Raw genomic sequence first — 16,769 nt, 5'->3', positions numbered from 1 at the left:
AATTTCAGATAGCAAAACGCCCCACGAGGGGGCGCTTTGTACACAGGTTAGCCGAGCAACCCGTCAGACGGCAGGTTTGCTTGCCGCGGCTTTTTCGATGCTGCGCGTGATGTACCACTGCTGGGCAATCGACAGGGTGTTGTTGGTCACCCAGTACAGTACCAGACCTGCCGGGAACCACAGGAAGAAGAAGGTGAACACAATCGGCATCATCTTCATCACCTTGGCCTGCATCGGATCCGGAGGCGTTGGGTTCAAGCGCTGCTGGATGAACATGGTCGCACCCATGATGATCGGCAGGATGAAGAACGGATCCTTGATCGACAGGTCGGTTATCCACAGCAGCCAAGGCGCCTGACGCATCTCGACACTTTCCAGCAATACCCAGTACAGGGAAAGGAAGACTGGCATCTGCACCAGGATCGGCAAGCAGCCGCCCAGCGGATTGATCTTCTCTTTCTTGTACAGCTCCATCATGGCCTGGGACATTTTCTGCCGGTCATCGCCATGCTGTTCCTTGAGGGCAGCCAGTTTCGGTGCCACGGCGCGCATGCGCGCCATCGACCTGTAGCTGGCGGCGGACAGCGGGAAGAACAACAGCTTGATCAGGATCGTCAGGCAAATGATCGAGAAGCCCCAGTTACCCAAGATTGCGTGGATGTGCTTGAGCAGCCAGAAGATTGGTTGGGCAATGAACCACAGGATGCCGTAGTCGACGGTCAGCTCCAGGCCTGGGGACAACTCCTTGAGTTTGTCCTGAACCTTGGGGCCTGCGTACAGGGTAGCGGTGGTCTCGACCTTGCCGCCTGGCGCTGCAGACAACACAGGACCGGTATAGCCGATGATGTAGTTGCCCTGGTTGTCCTTGCGCGTCATGACGTTGTTGCTGTCACCCGCGGCCGGGATCCAGGCGGTCACGAAGTAGTGCTGCAGCCAGGCAACCCAACCGCCCTGGACGGTTTCCTTCAGGCCGGCCTTGTCCATGTCTTTCATCGACACTTTCTTGTACGGCTCGCCAGCTGTCCACAGGGCGGCGCCCAGGTAGGTAGCGGTACCGGTTGCCGTGGTGGACGAAGGATCGGAGCTGTTGTCACGCTTGAGCTGGGCGAACATGTTGCCGCTCCAGTTCTGCGCGCTCTGGTTATCCACAAGGTAGCTGACTTTCAGGTCGTATTCACCACGATCGACGGTGAAGCGCTTGAGGTAGTTGACGCCGTTGTCGCTGTAGGTCAAGTCGACCACGAGCTGGTTCTGACCATCGGCCAGTTGATAACTTTTCTGCGTGGCGCTGTACACGGGACGTCCGCTTGGACGTGCATCCGGGCCATTGGTACCGGTCAGGCCGCTCTGGGCCAGGTAGGTCAGCTCACCACCGTTGTCGAACAATTGGAACGGAATGTTCGGCATGTCCTGGCGACGAGGATACTCAGGCAGGTTCAGCTGGACGATATCACCACCGGTGGGATCGATAGCGAAGTTGAGCACGTCGGTCTTGACCCAGATCAGGTCCTTGCTGACCACAACGGGGGTCGGCACGGGCAGATTGGCATCAGGATTGGCGCTGGGTACATCGGCACTGGCTTGAGTGTTGGTGCCCGGTACCGTTTCCGGCAAGGCCGGTGTCGGATTCTGGGTAGCCATATTCTGAGTCGGCAAGGCGGCTTGACCGTAGTCCTGGTTCCATTTCAGGACCATGACGTAGGCCACGACTGCCAGGGCGACGATCAGGATCGTGCGTTTAATATCCATGATTACTCGGCTATCGAAGAAGTACGGGGTGATGGGGCGTCTGGAACCGGGTCGAAACCACCGGCATTCCATGGGTGACAGCGGCCTAGGCGACGAACGGTCAGCCAGCTTCCACGCAAGAGGCCGTGGATTTCGATGGCTTCGAGCGCGTAGCAAGAGCAACTGGGATAAAAACGACAGTGATTCGCCATGAGAGGGCTGATGGCGTAGCGGTAGAACTGGATCGGAACGATTGCCAGTTTACGCATCTTGACTGTCCACTCCTGCAGGTTCGGTCTTCACCACTGGAGCGGGCCGGTTACGTGCAAGGCGCTTCCAGAGCTTGCCAAAATGCTCATGCAATTCAGGGTTTTCCACGTCGCCCAAACCTTTGCGCGCGACAATGACAATGTCCCAGCCGGCCAGGATTCCCTGGTGCAGGCGAAACGAATCACGCATCAAACGTTTCAAGCGGTTGCGTTGAACGGCGAGCTTGACGCTCTTTTTACCAATGACCAGCCCCAGACGGGGATGCTCGAGGCCGTTTTCACGCGCAAGAAGCAGCAGGTTCTTGCCGGGTACCTTGCCAGATGGCGAGTCGAAGACTGCTTTGAAATGCCGGGCTGTCAGCAGACGCTTTTCCCGACCGTAGTCCTGACTCACCACCCGTGCCGAAGGATCAAACTGCCAGACGCTTGCGGCCCTTGGCGCGACGACGCGACAGGACGGTACGGCCGTTCTTGGTAGCCATGCGAGCACGGAAACCGTGGGTGCGAGCGCGCTTGATGGTGCTGGGTTGGAAAGTACGTTTCATGGTTGTTACCTGGTTCGTCCACAACGGGCCGGAATGGACCCCGTTTTAAGAGACCGGCGATTCTAGTGAAAGCGCGGCAGAAGGTCAATTTCCAACCAGCTATTACTTTTTATCCCCTTTCCTCGGATCGAGGGTGGCTGAGGAATGAAGGGCAGTCATTTTGAGCTCCCATCGCTGACGTCTTCTCGAGAGTCCGGGTTGGACGATTCAGGCGATCAGATATAAAAATAGAGAAGGGACTTATTTAAAGCTTTTCTGTAATGCTTATAGATCTTAGAGAGGCCGATATCTGTGGATAACCTCCTGTAGGGCTTATTCACAGGGCCTCCTGGAGATCCGTAACCCTGTCCAGAAGACGTGCTGCGCCTGTGTCAATGCGTCGGACAACCTGTGGATGGAATCGCATGATATCCACAGGCTAGTTATGCACAGAGCTCGACCCCTACTTGTGCATAGATCTCAGGGTGGGTTATCCACAGGGCTCACAGGTAGGCTTTCGATGCGTTCTTTTGGCGTTTTCAACGGCTGGAAAGCAGCGGACCAGACCTACATGTGGATAAGTGTGCGGAGCGTCGGTACAATGGCCGATGTTTTTGCCTTGCCGGCTTTCAATTCAGGGGATACCTGTGTCAGTGGAACTTTGGCAGCAGTGCGTGGAACTCCTGCGCGATGAACTGCCTGCCCAGCAATTCAACACCTGGATCCGTCCGCTACAGGTCGAAGCCGAAGGCGACGAGTTGCGCGTCTATGCGCCTAATCGCTTCGTGCTGGACTGGGTCAACGAGAAATACCTGACCCGGCTTCTCGAATTGTTGGGTGAGCACGGCAATGGTCTGGCACCGGCACTCTCGTTGCTGATCGGCAGCCGTCGCAGTTCGACGCCCCGTGCAGCCCCCAACGCGCCGCTGGCAGCCGCCGCAGCCGCGAATCAGGTGCAGGCTGCCCCGGTGGCGGCCGTACCTGCGGCAGCGCCTGTGGAAGCGGTTGCCAAGCCTTCAGTGGCCAGTGAAGAGCCTTCGCGTGACAGTTTCGACCCCATGGCCGGCGCCAGCTCGCAGCCGGCACCTGTGCGCTCCGAGCAACGCACTGTCCAGGTAGAAGGTGCGCTCAAGCACACCAGTTACCTTAACCGCACCTTTACCTTCGAAAACTTCGTGGAAGGTAAATCCAACCAGTTGGCACGCGCGGCTGCCTGGCAGGTGGCGGATAATCCCAAGCATGGCTACAACCCGCTGTTCCTTTATGGTGGTGTTGGTTTGGGTAAGACGCACTTGATGCACGCTGTGGGTAACCACCTGCTCAAGAAGAATCCGAATGCCAAGGTCGTTTACCTGCATTCCGAGCGGTTCGTCGCTGACATGGTCAAGGCGCTGCAGCTGAATGCAATCAACGAATTCAAGCGTTTCTATCGTTCGGTAGACGCGTTGCTGATCGACGACATTCAGTTCTTCGCGCGCAAGGAGCGCTCCCAGGAGGAGTTCTTCCACACCTTCAATGCCTTGCTTGAAGGTGGCCAGCAGGTCATCCTCACCAGCGATCGCTATCCCAAGGAAATCGAAGGACTCGAGGAGCGACTGAAGTCACGTTTCGGCTGGGGCCTGACCGTTGCGGTCGAGCCGCCAGAGCTTGAAACCCGTGTCGCCATCCTCATGAAGAAAGCCGACCAGGCCAAGGTCGAGCTGCCTCACGACGCTGCGTTTTTCATCGCCCAGCGAATCCGCTCCAACGTGCGTGAGCTGGAAGGTGCACTCAAGCGCGTCATCGCGCACTCTCACTTCATGGGTCGCGAGATCACCATCGAGTTGATCCGTGAATCGCTCAAGGACCTGCTGGCACTGCAGGACAAGCTGGTGAGTGTGGATAACATCCAGCGAACGGTTGCCGAGTATTACAAGATCAAGATTTCCGATCTGCTCTCCAAGCGCCGTTCGCGCTCGGTGGCCCGACCACGACAGGTGGCCATGGCACTTTCCAAGGAGCTGACCAACCACAGCTTGCCGGAAATCGGCGACGTGTTTGGCGGGCGCGACCACACCACCGTGCTGCACGCCTGCCGAAAGATCAACGAACTCAAGGAATCCGACGCGGATATCCGCGAGGACTACAAGAACCTGCTGCGTACACTGACCACGTGAACATTCACTACGCAGCTTTTGAGGCAAGGGACTAGACCATGCATTTCACCATTCAACGCGAAGCCCTGTTGAAACCCCTGCAGCTGGTCGCCGGCGTCGTCGAACGCCGCCAGACCTTGCCTGTGCTGTCCAACGTGCTTCTGGTGGTCCAGGGGCAGCAGCTGTCCTTGACCGGTACCGACCTGGAAGTCGAACTGGTTGGCCGCGTGCAGCTGGAAGAGCCGGCCGAGCCTGGCGAGATCACCGTCCCTGCGCGCAAGCTGATGGACATCTGCAAGAGCCTGCCCAACGACGCCTTGATCGACATCAAGGTCGATGAACAGAAAGTCGTGGTCAAGGCCGGGCGCAGTCGTTTCACCTTGTCGACGCTGCCGGCCAACGATTTCCCAACGGTCGAGGAAGGTCCGGGTTCCCTGACCTGCAGCCTGGTACAGAGCAAGCTGCGCCGCTTGATCGAGCGCACGAGCTTCGCCATGGCCCAGCAGGACGTCCGCTACTACCTCAATGGCATGCTGCTGGAAGTCTCGTCAGGTATCATTCGAGCGGTCGCGACCGACGGCCATCGCCTGGCCATGTGCTCGATGCAGGCTGACATTGGCCAAGCCGACCGGCATCAGGTCATCGTGCCGCGCAAAGGTATCCTGGAGCTGGCCCGTCTACTGACCGAGCCCGATGGCAACGTCAGCATCGTGCTGGGCCAGCATCATATCCGCGCGACTACGGGCGAATTTACCTTTACCTCGAAACTGGTCGACGGCAAGTTTCCCGACTATGAACGTGTATTGCCCAAGGGTGGCGACAAGCTGGTCCTGGGCGACCGCCAGGCGTTGCGTGAAGCGTTCAGCCGTACCGCTATTCTGTCCAACGAAAAGTACCGCGGCATCCGTCTGCAGCTCGCCGCTGGCCAGCTGAAGATTCAGGCCAACAACCCTGAGCAGGAAGAAGCGGAAGAAGAAGTGGCCGTGGACTACAACGGCGGCGCGCTGGAAATCGGCTTCAACGTCAGCTATTTGCTCGACGTGCTGGGTGTGATGACGACCGAACAGGTTCGCCTGATCCTGTCCGATTCCAACAGCAGCGCACTGGTACAGGAATCCGACAACGACGATTCGGCATACGTCGTCATGCCGATGCGTCTCTGATCGCTGCCTGAATGTCCCTGACTCGCGTCACAGTCACCGCGGTGCGCAATCTGCACCCGGTGACCTTCTCCCCCTCCCCGCGTATCAATATCCTTTACGGTGCCAACGGCAGCGGCAAGACCAGCGTGCTGGAAGCCATTCACTTGCTGGGCCTCGCCCGATCGTTTCGAAGTACTCGCCTGGTGCCAATCATCCAGCATGAGCAAGCTACCGCCACGGTGTTCGGTCAAGTTGAACTGGCCGAGGGTGGGCACAGCAATCTGGGGATATCACGAGAGAGACAGGGCGACTTCACCATCCGTATCGATGGTCAGAATGCCCGCAGCGCGGCCCAGCTTGCGCAGATCCTGCCATTGCAATTGATCAATCCCGATAGCTTTCGGTTACTTGAAGGCGCTCCCAAGATTCGTCGGCAGTTTCTCGACTGGGGAGTGTTCCACGTGGAACCACGGTTCATGTCCACTTGGCAGCGCTTGCAGAAGGCCCTGAAGCAACGGAACTCGTGGCTACGGCATGGTACACTTGACGTTCCGTCGCAAGCGGCGTGGGACCGTGAGCTCTGCCTTGCCAGCGCCGAGATTGATGAATACCGACGTGCCTATATCAAGGCACTCAAGCCAGTGTTCGAAGAGACACTCGCTGAGCTGGTGAAGCTTGACGGTCTGACGTTGAGCTATTACCGGGGCTGGGATAGGGATCGCGAACTCGCCGATGTGCTGGCAGGTTCCTTGTTGAGAGATCAGCAAATGGGTCATACCCAGGCTGGACCTCAGCGCGCTGACCTTCGATTACGAATGGGCGCTCATAACGCAGCTGACATCTTGTCGCGCGGTCAGCAGAAACTCGTAGTGTGCGCGCTGCGTATTGCCCAAGGCCATCTAGTCGGTCAGGCCCGTCGAGGCCAGTGCATCTATCTAGTTGACGATTTGCCGTCCGAGCTAGACGAGCATCACCGTCGCGCATTATGCCGCTTGCTTGAAGAATTACGCTGCCAGGTGTTTATCACTTGTGTAGATCAAGAATTATTGAGGGAAGGCTGGCAAACGGAAACGCCAGTTGCCTTGTTCCACGTGGAACACGGCAGTATTACCCAGACCCACGATCATCGGGAGTGAAGGCATGAGCGAGAATCAAACGTACGACTCCTCCAGCATCAAGGTGTTGAAAGGGCTTGATGCCGTACGCAAACGTCCCGGTATGTACATCGGCGACACCGATGATGGTAGCGGCTTGCACCACATGGTTTTCGAAGTGGTGGACAATTCCATCGACGAAGCACTCGCCGGCCATTGTGACGAGATTACCGTCACCATTCATCCGGACGAATCCATTTCCGTGACCGACAACGGTCGTGGCATCCCAGTGGATGTGCACAAGGAAGAAGGCGTGTCTGCGGCAGAGGTCATCATGACCGTGCTGCACGCTGGCGGTAAATTCGATGACAACTCGTACAAGGTGTCTGGCGGGCTACACGGCGTAGGTGTGTCCGTAGTGAACGCGTTGTCCGAAGGCTTGCAACTGACCGTGCGCCGCGCTGGCAAGTTGTGGGAACAGTTCTATGTGCACGGTGTGCCGCAGGAGCCGATGAAAATCGTTGGCGAAAGTGAGACCACTGGCACCAAGATCCACTTCAAGCCGTCGGCCGAAACGTTCAAGAATATTCACTTCAGCTGGGACATCCTGGCGAAGCGAATCCGTGAGTTGTCGTTCCTGAACTCCGGCGTCGGCATTCTGCTGAAGGATGAGCGCAGCGGTAAAGAAGAGCTGTTCAAGTACGAAGGTGGTTTGCGTGCCTTCGTTGAATACTTGAATACCAACAAGACACCCGTGAACCAGATCTTCCATTTCAATGTGCAACGCGACGATGGCGTGGGCGTGGAAGTCGCATTGCAGTGGAACGACAGCTTCAATGAAAACCTGTTGTGCTTTACCAACAACATTCCGCAGCGCGATGGTGGTACTCACTTGGTGGGTTTCCGTTCGGCGCTGACACGCAACCTGAACAACTACATCGAGCAGGAAGGTCTGGCCAAGAAGAACAAGGTCTCGACCACCGGTGACGATGCGCGTGAAGGTTTGACCGCGATCATTTCGGTCAAGGTTCCAGATCCCAAGTTCAGCTCGCAGACTAAGGACAAGCTGGTTTCGTCCGAAGTGAAGACTGCAGTCGAGCAGGAAATGGGCAAGTACTTCTCGGACTTCCTTCTCGAAAACCCGAACGAAGCCAAGGCCGTGGTCGGCAAGATGATCGACGCTGCGCGGGCTCGCGAAGCTGCGCGCAAGGCACGCGAGATGACCCGCCGCAAAGGTGCATTGGACATCGCTGGCTTGCCAGGCAAATTGGCAGACTGCCAAGAGAAGGACCCTGCCCTTTCCGAACTGTACCTGGTGGAGGGTGACTCGGCCGGTGGTTCGGCCAAGCAAGGTCGTAACCGCAAGACCCAGGCGATTCTGCCGCTCAAGGGCAAGATCCTCAACGTCGAGAAGGCCCGCTTCGACAAGATGATCTCATCGCAGGAAGTCGGCACGCTGATCACTGCGCTGGGCTGCGGTATCGGTCGCGAAGAGTACAACATCGACAAGCTGCGCTATCACAACATCATCATCATGACCGATGCCGATGTCGACGGTTCGCACATTCGTACCCTGTTGTTGACGTTCTTCTTCCGCCAGTTGCCGGAGCTGATCGAGCGTGGCTACATCTACATTGCCCAACCGCCTTTGTACAAGGTCAAGAAAGGCAAGCAGGAGCAGTACATCAAGGACGACGACGCCATGGAAGAATACATGACGCAGTCGGCTCTGGAAGATGCGAGCCTGCACCTCAACGACTCGGCGCCTGGAATTTCCGGTGAAGCGCTGGAGCGTCTGGTCAACGATTTCCGCATGGTCATGAAGACGCTCAAGCGTCTGTCGCGCCTGTATCCACAGGAGCTCACCGAGCACTTCGTCTACTTGCCGGCGGTTACTCTCGAGCAGCTGGGTGACCATGAAGCCATGCAGGCCTGGTTGGCCAAGTTCGATGCTCGCCTGCGTACCAGCGAGAAGTCGGGGTTGGTGTACAAAGCCAGCCTGCGTGAAGACCGCGAGCGCAACGTGTGGTTGCCGGAAGTGGAGATCACTTCCCACGGCTTGGCTAGTTACATCACCTTCAACCGCGATTTCTTCGGCAGCAACGACTACAAGACCGTGACCGCCCTGGGCGCGCAGTTGGCCAGTCTGCTGGACGAAGGTGCCTACGTGAAACGTGGCGAGCGCAAGAAGGCCGTGGTCGAGTTCAAGGAAGCCCTAGATTGGCTCATGACTGAGAGCACCAAGCGCCACACCATCCAGCGCTACAAAGGTCTGGGTGAAATGAACCCGGATCAGCTGTGGGAAACCACGATGGACCCGAGCGTGCGTCGCATGCTCAAGGTCACCATCGAGGACGCGATCGGCGCCGACCAGATCTTCAACACCCTGATGGGTGATGCGGTTGAGCCTCGTCGCGAGTTCATCGAAAGCAACGCACTGGCGGTGTCGAACCTGGATTTCTGACAGGCCGATGTCTCCAATAAAACCCCGGTGCCTTTGGCCCGGGGTTTTTTTATGGCTATTGGTCACCTCGCGCGTGCATCGCCAACAGGACGCTGGCGTGGATCTTGCGAAGACTTGCCGACGGTGCGTTGCGGGCATGACTACGCCAATGCCGCTTTCCGGCAGGAGTGGCGCGGCGCGCACCGGATAATCGATCGCTCGATACGACTGTGCAGGGGTAAAGATCATGAGCCAGGCAATGGAAGGGCGGGTATCCCCCGCAACGTTGAAAAAGGTGATCTGCGCGGCGGCCGTAGGCAACTTCGTGGAATGGTTCGACTTCGCGGTCTATGGTTTTCTGGCCACTGCGATCGCCCAGCAGTTCTTCCCCAGTGGGGATGCCACTACGGGGTTGTTGAAGACATTCGCTGTGTTCGCCGTGGCCTTCGCCTTCCGACCACTGGGCGGCATCGTTTTCGGCATGCTCGGTGACCGAATCGGGCGCAAGAAGGTGCTGGCCATGACCATTCTGCTCATGGCAGGTGCAACGACGCTCATCGGCTTACTGCCTACCTATGCCGCCATCGGCATTGCCGCGCCTATCATGCTGACCTTGATTCGCTGTGCTCAGGGGTTTTCTGCGGGGGGTGAATATGCCGGAGCCTGTGCCTACCTGATGGAGCACGCGCCGCGTACGCAACGAGCCTGGTATGGCAGCTTCATCCCGGTGTCGACCTTCAGCGCGTTCGCCTGTGCTGCGGTGATGGCTTATGCACTGGATGCATCATTGTCGGCTGAGGCGATGGCCAGCTGGGGTTGGCGGGTGCCTTTCCTGATTGCTGCGCCACTGGGCCTGGTCGGTCTTTACCTGCGTTGGCGGTTGGATGAGACGCCGGCGTTCCAGGCAGTCAAGCAAGAGCATGACGTGGCCCACTCGCCGCTGAAGGACACCCTGCGCAGTCATGGCGGTGCGATTCTTTGCCTGGGCGCATTCGTGTCCCTGACCGCCCTCTCCTTCTATGCATTCACCACCTACTTTGCGACCTACCTGCAAGTGGTGGGTGGATTGAGTCGGGCCACGGCGTTGTTGATTTCAGTGATTGCCTTGGTATTCGCTGCATTGATGTGCCCCGTGGCAGGTGCGTTTTCCGACAAGGTCGGGCGCCGCGCAACCGTGGCTACAACTGGCGTGCTGATGATCATGGTGGTGTACCCATCGTTTCTCCTGGCCAGTTCGGGCTCATTCGCAGCGTCCGTACTCGGTGTGATGATGCTGGCAGTGGGCGCCGTGCTCAGTGGCGTGGTGACCGCCGCGCTGCTGTCAGAGACCTTTCCGACGCGGACCCGCTACACAGCGTCGGCAATTACCTACAACCTCGCCTATACGCTGTTTGGTGGCACGGCGCCCTTGATGGCTACCTGGTTGATCGGTATGACCGGGAGCAATCTGTCGCCGGCGTTCTACCTGATGGTCGTCTCGGTGCTGGCGCTGGCAGGCGGATTGGCGTTACCCGAGACGTCGAAGATCTCCCTACACGGCGATGCAGGCGAAGCTGTTCATGAAGGGCAGCCGGTAGCTGTTTGAACAGCCGTATTCAAGTTGCCAATAATGTGGCTTGTTCGTCGGCGCACAGTTGCAGGAGAAAATCCCAGACCACGCGCAGGCGGACCGACTTGTGCAGTTCACGCCGTGTGCTGATCCAGTAACTGCGCTGAATGGTCTCGGTGGGCAGTACGCGAACCAGTCGCGGGTCGTGCGCGCCCATGTACACGGGCAGCACGGCGATACCCAGACCGATGCCAGCGGCTTCCTGTTGGGCCAGCACGCTGGTGCTGCGAAACGCCACGACCGGGCTGCGGCAGAAGCTGTTGAGCAACAGCAGTTCCTGGCTGAACAGCAGATCGTCGACATAGCCGATCCAGCGGTGTTGCGCCAGGTCTTCACGGTTGCGCAAGGGTGCGGCGGCGGCCAGGTAGTCGGCACTGGCATACAGCGCCAGGTTGTAGTCGGTGAGCTTGCGGGTGATCAGCAGATCGGCGTTGGGGCGCTCCAGGTGCACGCTGATTTCGGCTTCACGGTTGAGGATGCTGACGAAGCGCGGAACGGCCACCAGCTCAACTTCCAGGCCGGGATAACGCCTGAACAGTTCACCGATGCGAGGTGTGATGAAGGCGATACCGATGCCTTCGGTCACCCCCAGGCGGATCTTGCCCAGCGGGTTGAACGACTGGGTGATGTCTTCCTGCGCGCGCAGGGCGAGGTTCTCCATGGCTTCCGCGTGCTTGAGCAGGGTCTGCCCTGCCGGGGTCAGTTCGTAGCCGTGGGCGTTCTGCACGAACAGCGGCGTTCCCAGATGGCCCTCGATGCTTTCGATGTGCCGGGCGACCGTGCTGTGTGTCGTGTGCAGACGCTTGGCCGCGGTCAGCAGACGACCACTGCGTTGCAGCTCGAGAAAGAAGCGCAGGTCGTTCCAGTCGAACATTGATTTTCCCTTGTTAATCAACTGCGCCTAACGCTGTGCGAAAACGCTCAGCCCCTGGGTGAAATCTTTGGTTTTCACCACGAAGCTAATCAATAACATGGAGAACGACAAGAACAATAAAACGGCGCGGGGTACACCATGCCAATAGTCTCATCCGTCTACGACTACATCGTTGTCGGCGCCGGCCCTGCAGGTTGCCTGCTCGCCAATCGCCTGTCTGCCGATCCCTCGGTCAAGGTGCTGCTGCTCGAAGCCGGTGGCCAGGACAACTATGCCTGGATCCATATTCCTGTCGGGTATCTGTTCTGCATCGGCAACCCCCGCACCGATTGGTGCTTCAAGACCCAGCCCCAGCCAGGCCTGGATGGCCGCAGCCTGAACTATCCGCGAGGCAAGGTCCTGGGTGGCTGCTCGTCGATCAACGGCATGATCTACATGCGTGGCCAGTCCAGCGACTACGATCGTTGGGAAGCCTTAGGCAATCCGGGCTGGGGCTGGAAAGACGTGCTGCCGCTGTTTCGCAAGAGCGAAAACCATCACGCCGGTACGTCCGAATTCCACAGTGCCGACGGCGAGTGGCGCGTGGAGCAGCAGCGTTATCGCTGGCCGATTCTCGACGCCTTCCGCGAGGCTGCGGCTGAATCCGGGATTGCCAGCATCGACGACTTCAACACCGGGGACAACCAGGGTTGCGGTTACTTCCAGGTCAATCAGAAATCCGGGGTGCGCTGGAATTCGGCCAAGGCCTTCCTGCGGCCGGCGCGCACACGAGCGAACCTGACGATCCACACAGGAGTACGAGTGGACAAGGTGTTGCTGGAAGAGGGTCGTGCCCACGCCGTGGTTGCTCGCTGGCAGGGTGAAGATCACCCGTTTCAGGCGCGCGGTGAGATCATCCTGTGTGCAGGGGCGATCGGCTCGCCGAACATTCTCCAGCGCTCTGGAATCGGCCCGCGGCCATTGCTCGAGCGCCTGGGCATCACGGTGCAACATGAGCTGCCCGGCGTGGGCGGCAACTTGCAGGACCACCTGCAACTGCGGCTGGTGTACAAGGTCAGCAATGCGCGCACGCTCAACCAGGTAGCCAACAGCCTGTGGGGCAAATTCGGCATGGGTGTGCGCTACCTGTACGACCGCAGTGGGCCGTTGGCCATGGCGCCCAGCCAGTTGGGAGCTTTCGTGCGATCAAGCCCGGAGCAGCCCTCCCCCAACCTGCAATATCACGTGCAGCCGCTGTCGCTAGAGCGCTTCGGCGAGCCGCTGCACCGGTTCCCGGCATTCACTGCTTCGGTGTGCAACCTGCGGCCGAAAAGTCGGGGACGGGTCGATATCAGCTCGGCCGATCCCGATTCGCCGCCGCTGATCGATCCCAACTACCTCAGCGATCCCGACGACGTGCAGGTGGCCGTGGATGCCATTCGCCTGACTCGCAAGATCGTCCAGGGCGCAGCTCTGCAAGGCTTCGCGCCGCAGGAATACCTGCCGGGCGTGGACGTGCAGAGTGAAGAAGCGCTGCGCGCAGCGGCAGGACGCATAGGAACGACTATCTTTCATCCAGCAGGCACCTGCCGCATGGGCAACGACACGCTCGCGGTGGTGGATGCACAACTCAAGGTACGCGGTGTTCAAGGCCTGCGTGTGGCGGACGCGTCGATCATGCCGGAAATCGTCTCGGGCAATACCTGCTCGCCGACCGTGATGATCGCTGAAAAGGCGGCGCAGATGATTCTTGACCCGCAGCCGTTGGAGGCCGTACCGGTGACATCGCTGCAGATGCCGGAAACGATTTGACCGAGCACAGGCAGTACTCGGGAAAGGCAACAGTGGAACAACAACAATAATCACTGAGGATGCGAACATGACGGATTATCTGCAACACGGCGCGGCAGCAGTGCCTGCGGTGAACCGGGACGAGAAGAAGATCATCTTCGCCTCATCCCTGGGGACCGTATTCGAATGGTATGACTTCTTCCTGTACGGCGCCCTGGCGGCGGTGATCAGCAAGCAGTTCTTTGCCGGGGTGAACGACACTACCGCTTTCATCTTCGCCTTGATGGCGTTTGCGGCGGGCTTTCTGGTACGACCTTTCGGCGCCTTGGTGTTCGGACGCCTGGGCGATATGATCGGGCGCAAGTACACCTTTCTGATGACCATCATTCTGATGGGGGTGTCGACCTTTGCAGTGGGGTTGCTGCCCACCTACGCCAGCATCGGCATCGCGGCACCGATCATTCTGGTGTTGTTGCGCATGCTGCAGGGCTTGGCCTTGGGCGGCGAGTACGGCGGTGCGGCGACCTACGTGGCCGAGCACGCACCGCAACACAAGCGTGGCTTCCACACCGGTTGGATCCAGTCGACCGCTACTTTGGGTCTGCTGCTGTCATTGCTGGTGGTGCTGGGCAGCCGCTACATCAGCGGCGATCAGTTCGAAGTCTGGGGCTGGCGCCTGCCGTTCCTGCTGTCGATCGTGCTGCTCGGCATCTCGACCTGGATCCGCTTGAGCCTGAGTGAGTCGCCGACTTTCACTAAAATGAAGTCCGAAGGCAAGACCAGCAAGTCGCCGATTCGTGAGTCGTTCGGGTCGTGGCAGAACCTTAAGATCGTACTGACCGCCCTGTTCAGTATCAACGCAGGTCAAGCGGTGACATTCTATTGTGCGCAGTTCTATGTGCTGTTCTTCCTGACGCAGTTTCTGAAGATGGACCCGGCGCTGGCCAACCAGCTGCTGATCATCAGCGTGATCATCGGTGCACCCTTTTTCGTGTTCTTCGGCTGGCTTTCTGACCGAGTCGGGCGCAAGCTGATTCTGATGCTGGGGCTGCTGCTCGCAACCTTCGCCTATTTTCCGTTGTTCAAGAGCTTGAGCCATTACGCCAATCCACAGATCGACCAAGCGACCCGTACCTCGCCGGTTACGGTAATGGCGGATCCAAGCACCTGTACCTTCCAGTTCGATCCGGTGGGCAAGGCCAAATTCGACAGCCCTTGCGACAAGGTCAAGACACTGCTGGTGAAGTCGGGTGTGCCTTACACCTCGGCGGCAGCGAGCGATGCGACTGACGTGGCGGTGACGATTGGCGATCAGCGCATCAATGGCTACGACGAGCCGGCGCTGCGTGCAGCCATCGCCCAGGCAGGCTACCCGGCCAAGGCCGACTCCAGCCTGGTGAACAAGACGATGGTGGTGGTGATCATCGTGGCGATGATACTGATCGCAACCATGACCTATGGGCCACTGGCTGCGGTGATGGTAGAACTCTTCCCTACCCGGATCCGCTATACCTCGCTATCCCTGCCCTACCACATTGGTAACGGCTGGTTTGGCGGATTTCTGCCGACGGTGTCGTTTGCGTTGGTGGTGTACACGGGGGATATCTACTACGGGCTGTGGTATCCGGTCCTGGTGACCGGCATCAGCTTCGTGGTGGGAATGTTCTGTTTGAAAGAGACGCGGCACGTGGATCTGGACAAGGTTTGAAGCCAGCGGTGAGAGGCTCTGACAGCGAGCCTTTCACCGTCGTGCAAAAAACTTATGCACCAATGGCCGGGTTTTGACGGGTTTTGAAAACTGTATACCCAACAGAGGGTTACGCAGCTTTTAAATACTCTACACGAAAAACCATACACAACTTATCCACAGAAATCAGATCACCGGCGTGGAGGCGATTTCCGGTTGCTCGGGAAGCGCTCCCATGGCCTGTTGCGCCTGCTCATTCCACGCTTGCACGCGTTCGTTCAGCGCCGCAATGGCTCGCGGACCCGTGCCTTCGGCGTACATCGGCGCACCGATGACAACCTCGATGGTGCCACGATGTTTGTTCCAGCCTTCCTTGGGCCAGTAGCGTCCGGCGTTGTGGGCAATGGGCAATACCGGCAATCCCGCGTTCACCGCCAAAGCGCTGCCGCTGCGGGTGAATTTGCCGATCTGGCCGTAGGGCACGCGTGTGCCTTCCGGGAAGATCAATACCCACACCCCGTCCTTCAACAGTGTGTCTCCTTTGCTCGCCACTTCCTTGAGCGCCGACTTGGGGTTGTCGCGATCGATGGCGATGGGACGCAGCATGGCCATGGCCCAGCCGAAGAACGGCACGAACAGCAGCTCGCGCTTGAGCACTTGGCTCAAAGGCTGAAAGTAGGCGGAAAGGAAGAAGGTCTCCCAGGTACTCTGATGATTGGAAACGATGACGCATGGCGTTTCGGGCACGTTGTTCGCACCCTTGACCTGAACGTCGATGCCCAGCATGACGCGCGTCAGCCACAACGCACACCGGCACCAGTAGACGTTGATGAAACGATAGCGTGCCTTGAACGACAGGAAAGGCGCGATGAAGAAGCTCAAGGTGCACCACAGCAAGGCGCTGCTGCCCAGCAGCAGATAAAAGGCAAAGATTCTGATTGCCCGCAGGATCGACATAGCGGCGAATACCGTCAAGTGTGGATGAGGTGCCTGGCAACTGCCGCCAGGTCATCGAAAATCAGCGTCCCTTCGGGCAGTTCGCGGGTCAGGGTACGTGGGCCTTTGCCGGTTTTCACCAGCACAGGCTGAGCGGCCACTGCCGTGGCGGCTTGCAGGTCGCTCAAACTGTCGCCGACGAACCAGACGCCGGACAGGGGCACGCCATAGTGGCTGGCGATGGTCTGCAACAAGCCGGGAAGCGGCTTGCGGCACGTGCAGTGGTCATCCGGGCCATGGGGACAATGCACGATCAGGCCGACTTCGCCGCCCTGCTCGGCCACCAGCGAGCGCAAGCGCTCGTGCATGGCATCGAGGGTGGCCAGGTCGTAGTATCCGCGCGCCAGGCCGGACTGGTTGGTGGCCACCGCCACCGTCCAGCCGGCCTGGTGCAACTGCGCAATGGCTTCGATCGCGCCGGGCAACGGCAGCCACTCGGCGACCGATTTGATGTAGGCATCGGAGTCATGGTTGATGACCCCGTCGCGATCGAGCATC

At 58.8% G+C, this 16,769-nt stretch carries 14 protein-coding genes; 7 read left to right on the top strand and 7 right to left on the bottom strand.

Annotated elements, in window-relative coordinates; genetic code table 11:
* Positions 1 to 63: 63 nt before the first annotated feature.
* Genes yidC through rpmH form a run of 4 tightly spaced genes read right to left on the bottom strand, consistent with a single transcriptional unit; the run spans position 64 to position 2,542 of the window.
* Entirely contained in the window at positions 64 to 1,749 is a 1,686-nt protein-coding gene (yidC, locus tag LT40_RS16060; RefSeq protein ID WP_043192024.1) for a membrane protein insertase YidC, read from the bottom strand.
* A 2-nt stretch (positions 1,750 to 1,751) separates the two neighbouring features.
* Positions 1,752 to 1,997, bottom strand: a complete 246-nt coding sequence (gene yidD, locus LT40_RS21375; protein WP_084139832.1) for a membrane protein insertion efficiency factor YidD — start codon at positions 1,995 to 1,997, stop codon at positions 1,752 to 1,754.
* Positions 1,990 to 2,394: a ribonuclease P protein component gene (gene rnpA, locus LT40_RS16055; protein ID WP_043192022.1), complete on the bottom strand. Its 405-nt coding sequence runs from the start codon at positions 2,392 to 2,394 to the stop codon at positions 1,990 to 1,992. The genes yidD and rnpA overlap by 8 nt, the downstream gene beginning before the upstream one ends.
* Before the next feature lie 13 nt (positions 2,395 to 2,407).
* Positions 2,408 to 2,542, bottom strand: coding sequence for a 50S ribosomal protein L34 (gene rpmH / locus LT40_RS16050; RefSeq protein WP_043192020.1), 135 nt, complete (start codon positions 2,540 to 2,542; stop codon positions 2,408 to 2,410).
* A gap of 626 nt (positions 2,543 to 3,168) precedes the next feature.
* Here rpmH and dnaA point away from each other — a divergent pair.
* From dnaA to LT40_RS16025, 5 genes are all read left to right on the top strand, one after another.
* Positions 3,169 to 4,677 (top strand): chromosomal replication initiator protein DnaA, encoded by a 1,509-nt coding sequence (dnaA, locus tag LT40_RS16045; protein WP_043192017.1) that lies wholly within the window; start codon positions 3,169 to 3,171, stop codon positions 4,675 to 4,677.
* A 38-nt stretch (positions 4,678 to 4,715) separates the two neighbouring features.
* Positions 4,716 to 5,819 (top strand): DNA polymerase III subunit beta, encoded by a 1,104-nt coding sequence (gene dnaN / locus LT40_RS16040; protein ID WP_043192015.1) that lies wholly within the window; start codon positions 4,716 to 4,718, stop codon positions 5,817 to 5,819.
* An 11-nt stretch (positions 5,820 to 5,830) separates the two neighbouring features.
* Positions 5,831 to 6,934, top strand: coding sequence for a DNA replication/repair protein RecF (gene recF / locus LT40_RS16035; protein ID WP_043192013.1), 1,104 nt, complete (start codon positions 5,831 to 5,833; stop codon positions 6,932 to 6,934).
* A gap of 4 nt (positions 6,935 to 6,938) precedes the next feature.
* The gene (gene gyrB / locus LT40_RS16030; RefSeq protein WP_043192011.1) at positions 6,939 to 9,356 is read left to right on the top strand and encodes a DNA topoisomerase (ATP-hydrolyzing) subunit B; all 2,418 of its coding nucleotides are present in this window, start codon (positions 6,939 to 6,941) and stop codon (positions 9,354 to 9,356) included.
* Between the two features lie 226 nt (positions 9,357 to 9,582).
* Positions 9,583 to 10,920: an MFS transporter gene (locus tag LT40_RS16025; RefSeq protein WP_043192009.1), complete on the top strand. Its 1,338-nt coding sequence runs from the start codon at positions 9,583 to 9,585 to the stop codon at positions 10,918 to 10,920.
* 10 nt (positions 10,921 to 10,930) lie between these two features.
* On the opposite strand, the gene LT40_RS16020 is transcribed toward LT40_RS16025, so the two are convergent.
* Positions 10,931 to 11,818 (bottom strand): LysR family transcriptional regulator, encoded by an 888-nt coding sequence (locus LT40_RS16020; RefSeq protein ID WP_043192006.1) that lies wholly within the window; start codon positions 11,816 to 11,818, stop codon positions 10,931 to 10,933.
* A 138-nt stretch (positions 11,819 to 11,956) separates the two neighbouring features.
* Between LT40_RS16020 and LT40_RS16015 the strand changes: the two genes are divergently transcribed.
* A complete protein-coding gene (locus LT40_RS16015; RefSeq protein WP_043192004.1) occupies positions 11,957 to 13,609 on the top strand; it encodes a GMC family oxidoreductase in 1,653 nt (550 codons plus the stop codon).
* A 67-nt stretch (positions 13,610 to 13,676) separates the two neighbouring features.
* Entirely contained in the window at positions 13,677 to 15,296 is a 1,620-nt protein-coding gene (locus LT40_RS16010; protein WP_043192002.1) for an MFS transporter, read from the top strand.
* Between the two features lie 165 nt (positions 15,297 to 15,461).
* Here the strand turns inward: LT40_RS16010 and LT40_RS16005 are convergent, their stop codons facing one another.
* Together LT40_RS16005 and gmhB are read right to left on the bottom strand one after the other, a co-directional pair.
* Positions 15,462 to 16,232 carry a lysophospholipid acyltransferase family protein gene (locus LT40_RS16005; RefSeq protein WP_043192000.1) on the bottom strand — a complete coding sequence of 257 codons (771 nt, stop codon included), beginning with the start codon at positions 16,230 to 16,232 and terminating at the stop codon, positions 15,462 to 15,464.
* Positions 16,233 to 16,246: 14 nt separating this feature from the next.
* On the bottom strand, positions 16,247 to 16,768 hold the full coding sequence (gene gmhB / locus LT40_RS16000; RefSeq protein WP_043191998.1) for a D-glycero-beta-D-manno-heptose 1,7-bisphosphate 7-phosphatase: 522 nt from the start codon (positions 16,766 to 16,768) through the stop codon (positions 16,247 to 16,249).
* Position 16,769: the final 1 nt, after the last annotated feature.

This window comes from Pseudomonas rhizosphaerae, from assembly GCF_000761155.1.
Lineage (GTDB): Bacteria > Pseudomonadota > Gammaproteobacteria > Pseudomonadales > Pseudomonadaceae > Aquipseudomonas > Aquipseudomonas rhizosphaerae.
Note: the sequence above shows the minus strand (reverse complement) of the source record. Positions and strands in the feature narration are given on the sequence as shown.

Coding starts and splice junctions, on each gene's coding strand:
- yidC (WP_043192024.1), bottom strand. CDS start 1,749: ATGGATATTAAACGCACGATCCTGATCGTCGCCCTGGCAGTCGTGGCC.
- yidD (WP_084139832.1), bottom strand. CDS start 1,997: ATGCGTAAACTGGCAATCGTTCCGATCCAGTTCTACCGCTACGCCATC.
- rpmH (WP_043192020.1), bottom strand. CDS start 2,542: ATGAAACGTACTTTCCAACCCAGCACCATCAAGCGCGCTCGCACCCAC.
- dnaN (WP_043192015.1), top strand. CDS start 4,716: ATGCATTTCACCATTCAACGCGAAGCCCTGTTGAAACCCCTGCAGCTG.
- recF (WP_043192013.1), top strand. CDS start 5,831: ATGTCCCTGACTCGCGTCACAGTCACCGCGGTGCGCAATCTGCACCCG.
- gyrB (WP_043192011.1), top strand. CDS start 6,939: ATGAGCGAGAATCAAACGTACGACTCCTCCAGCATCAAGGTGTTGAAA.
- LT40_RS16025 (WP_043192009.1), top strand. CDS start 9,583: ATGAGCCAGGCAATGGAAGGGCGGGTATCCCCCGCAACGTTGAAAAAG.
- LT40_RS16020 (WP_043192006.1), bottom strand. CDS start 11,818: ATGTTCGACTGGAACGACCTGCGCTTCTTTCTCGAGCTGCAACGCAGT.
- LT40_RS16015 (WP_043192004.1), top strand. CDS start 11,957: ATGCCAATAGTCTCATCCGTCTACGACTACATCGTTGTCGGCGCCGGC.
- LT40_RS16010 (WP_043192002.1), top strand. CDS start 13,677: ATGACGGATTATCTGCAACACGGCGCGGCAGCAGTGCCTGCGGTGAAC.
- LT40_RS16005 (WP_043192000.1), bottom strand. CDS start 16,232: ATGTCGATCCTGCGGGCAATCAGAATCTTTGCCTTTTATCTGCTGCTG.
- gmhB (WP_043191998.1), bottom strand. CDS start 16,768: ATGCTCGATCGCGACGGGGTCATCAACCATGACTCCGATGCCTACATC.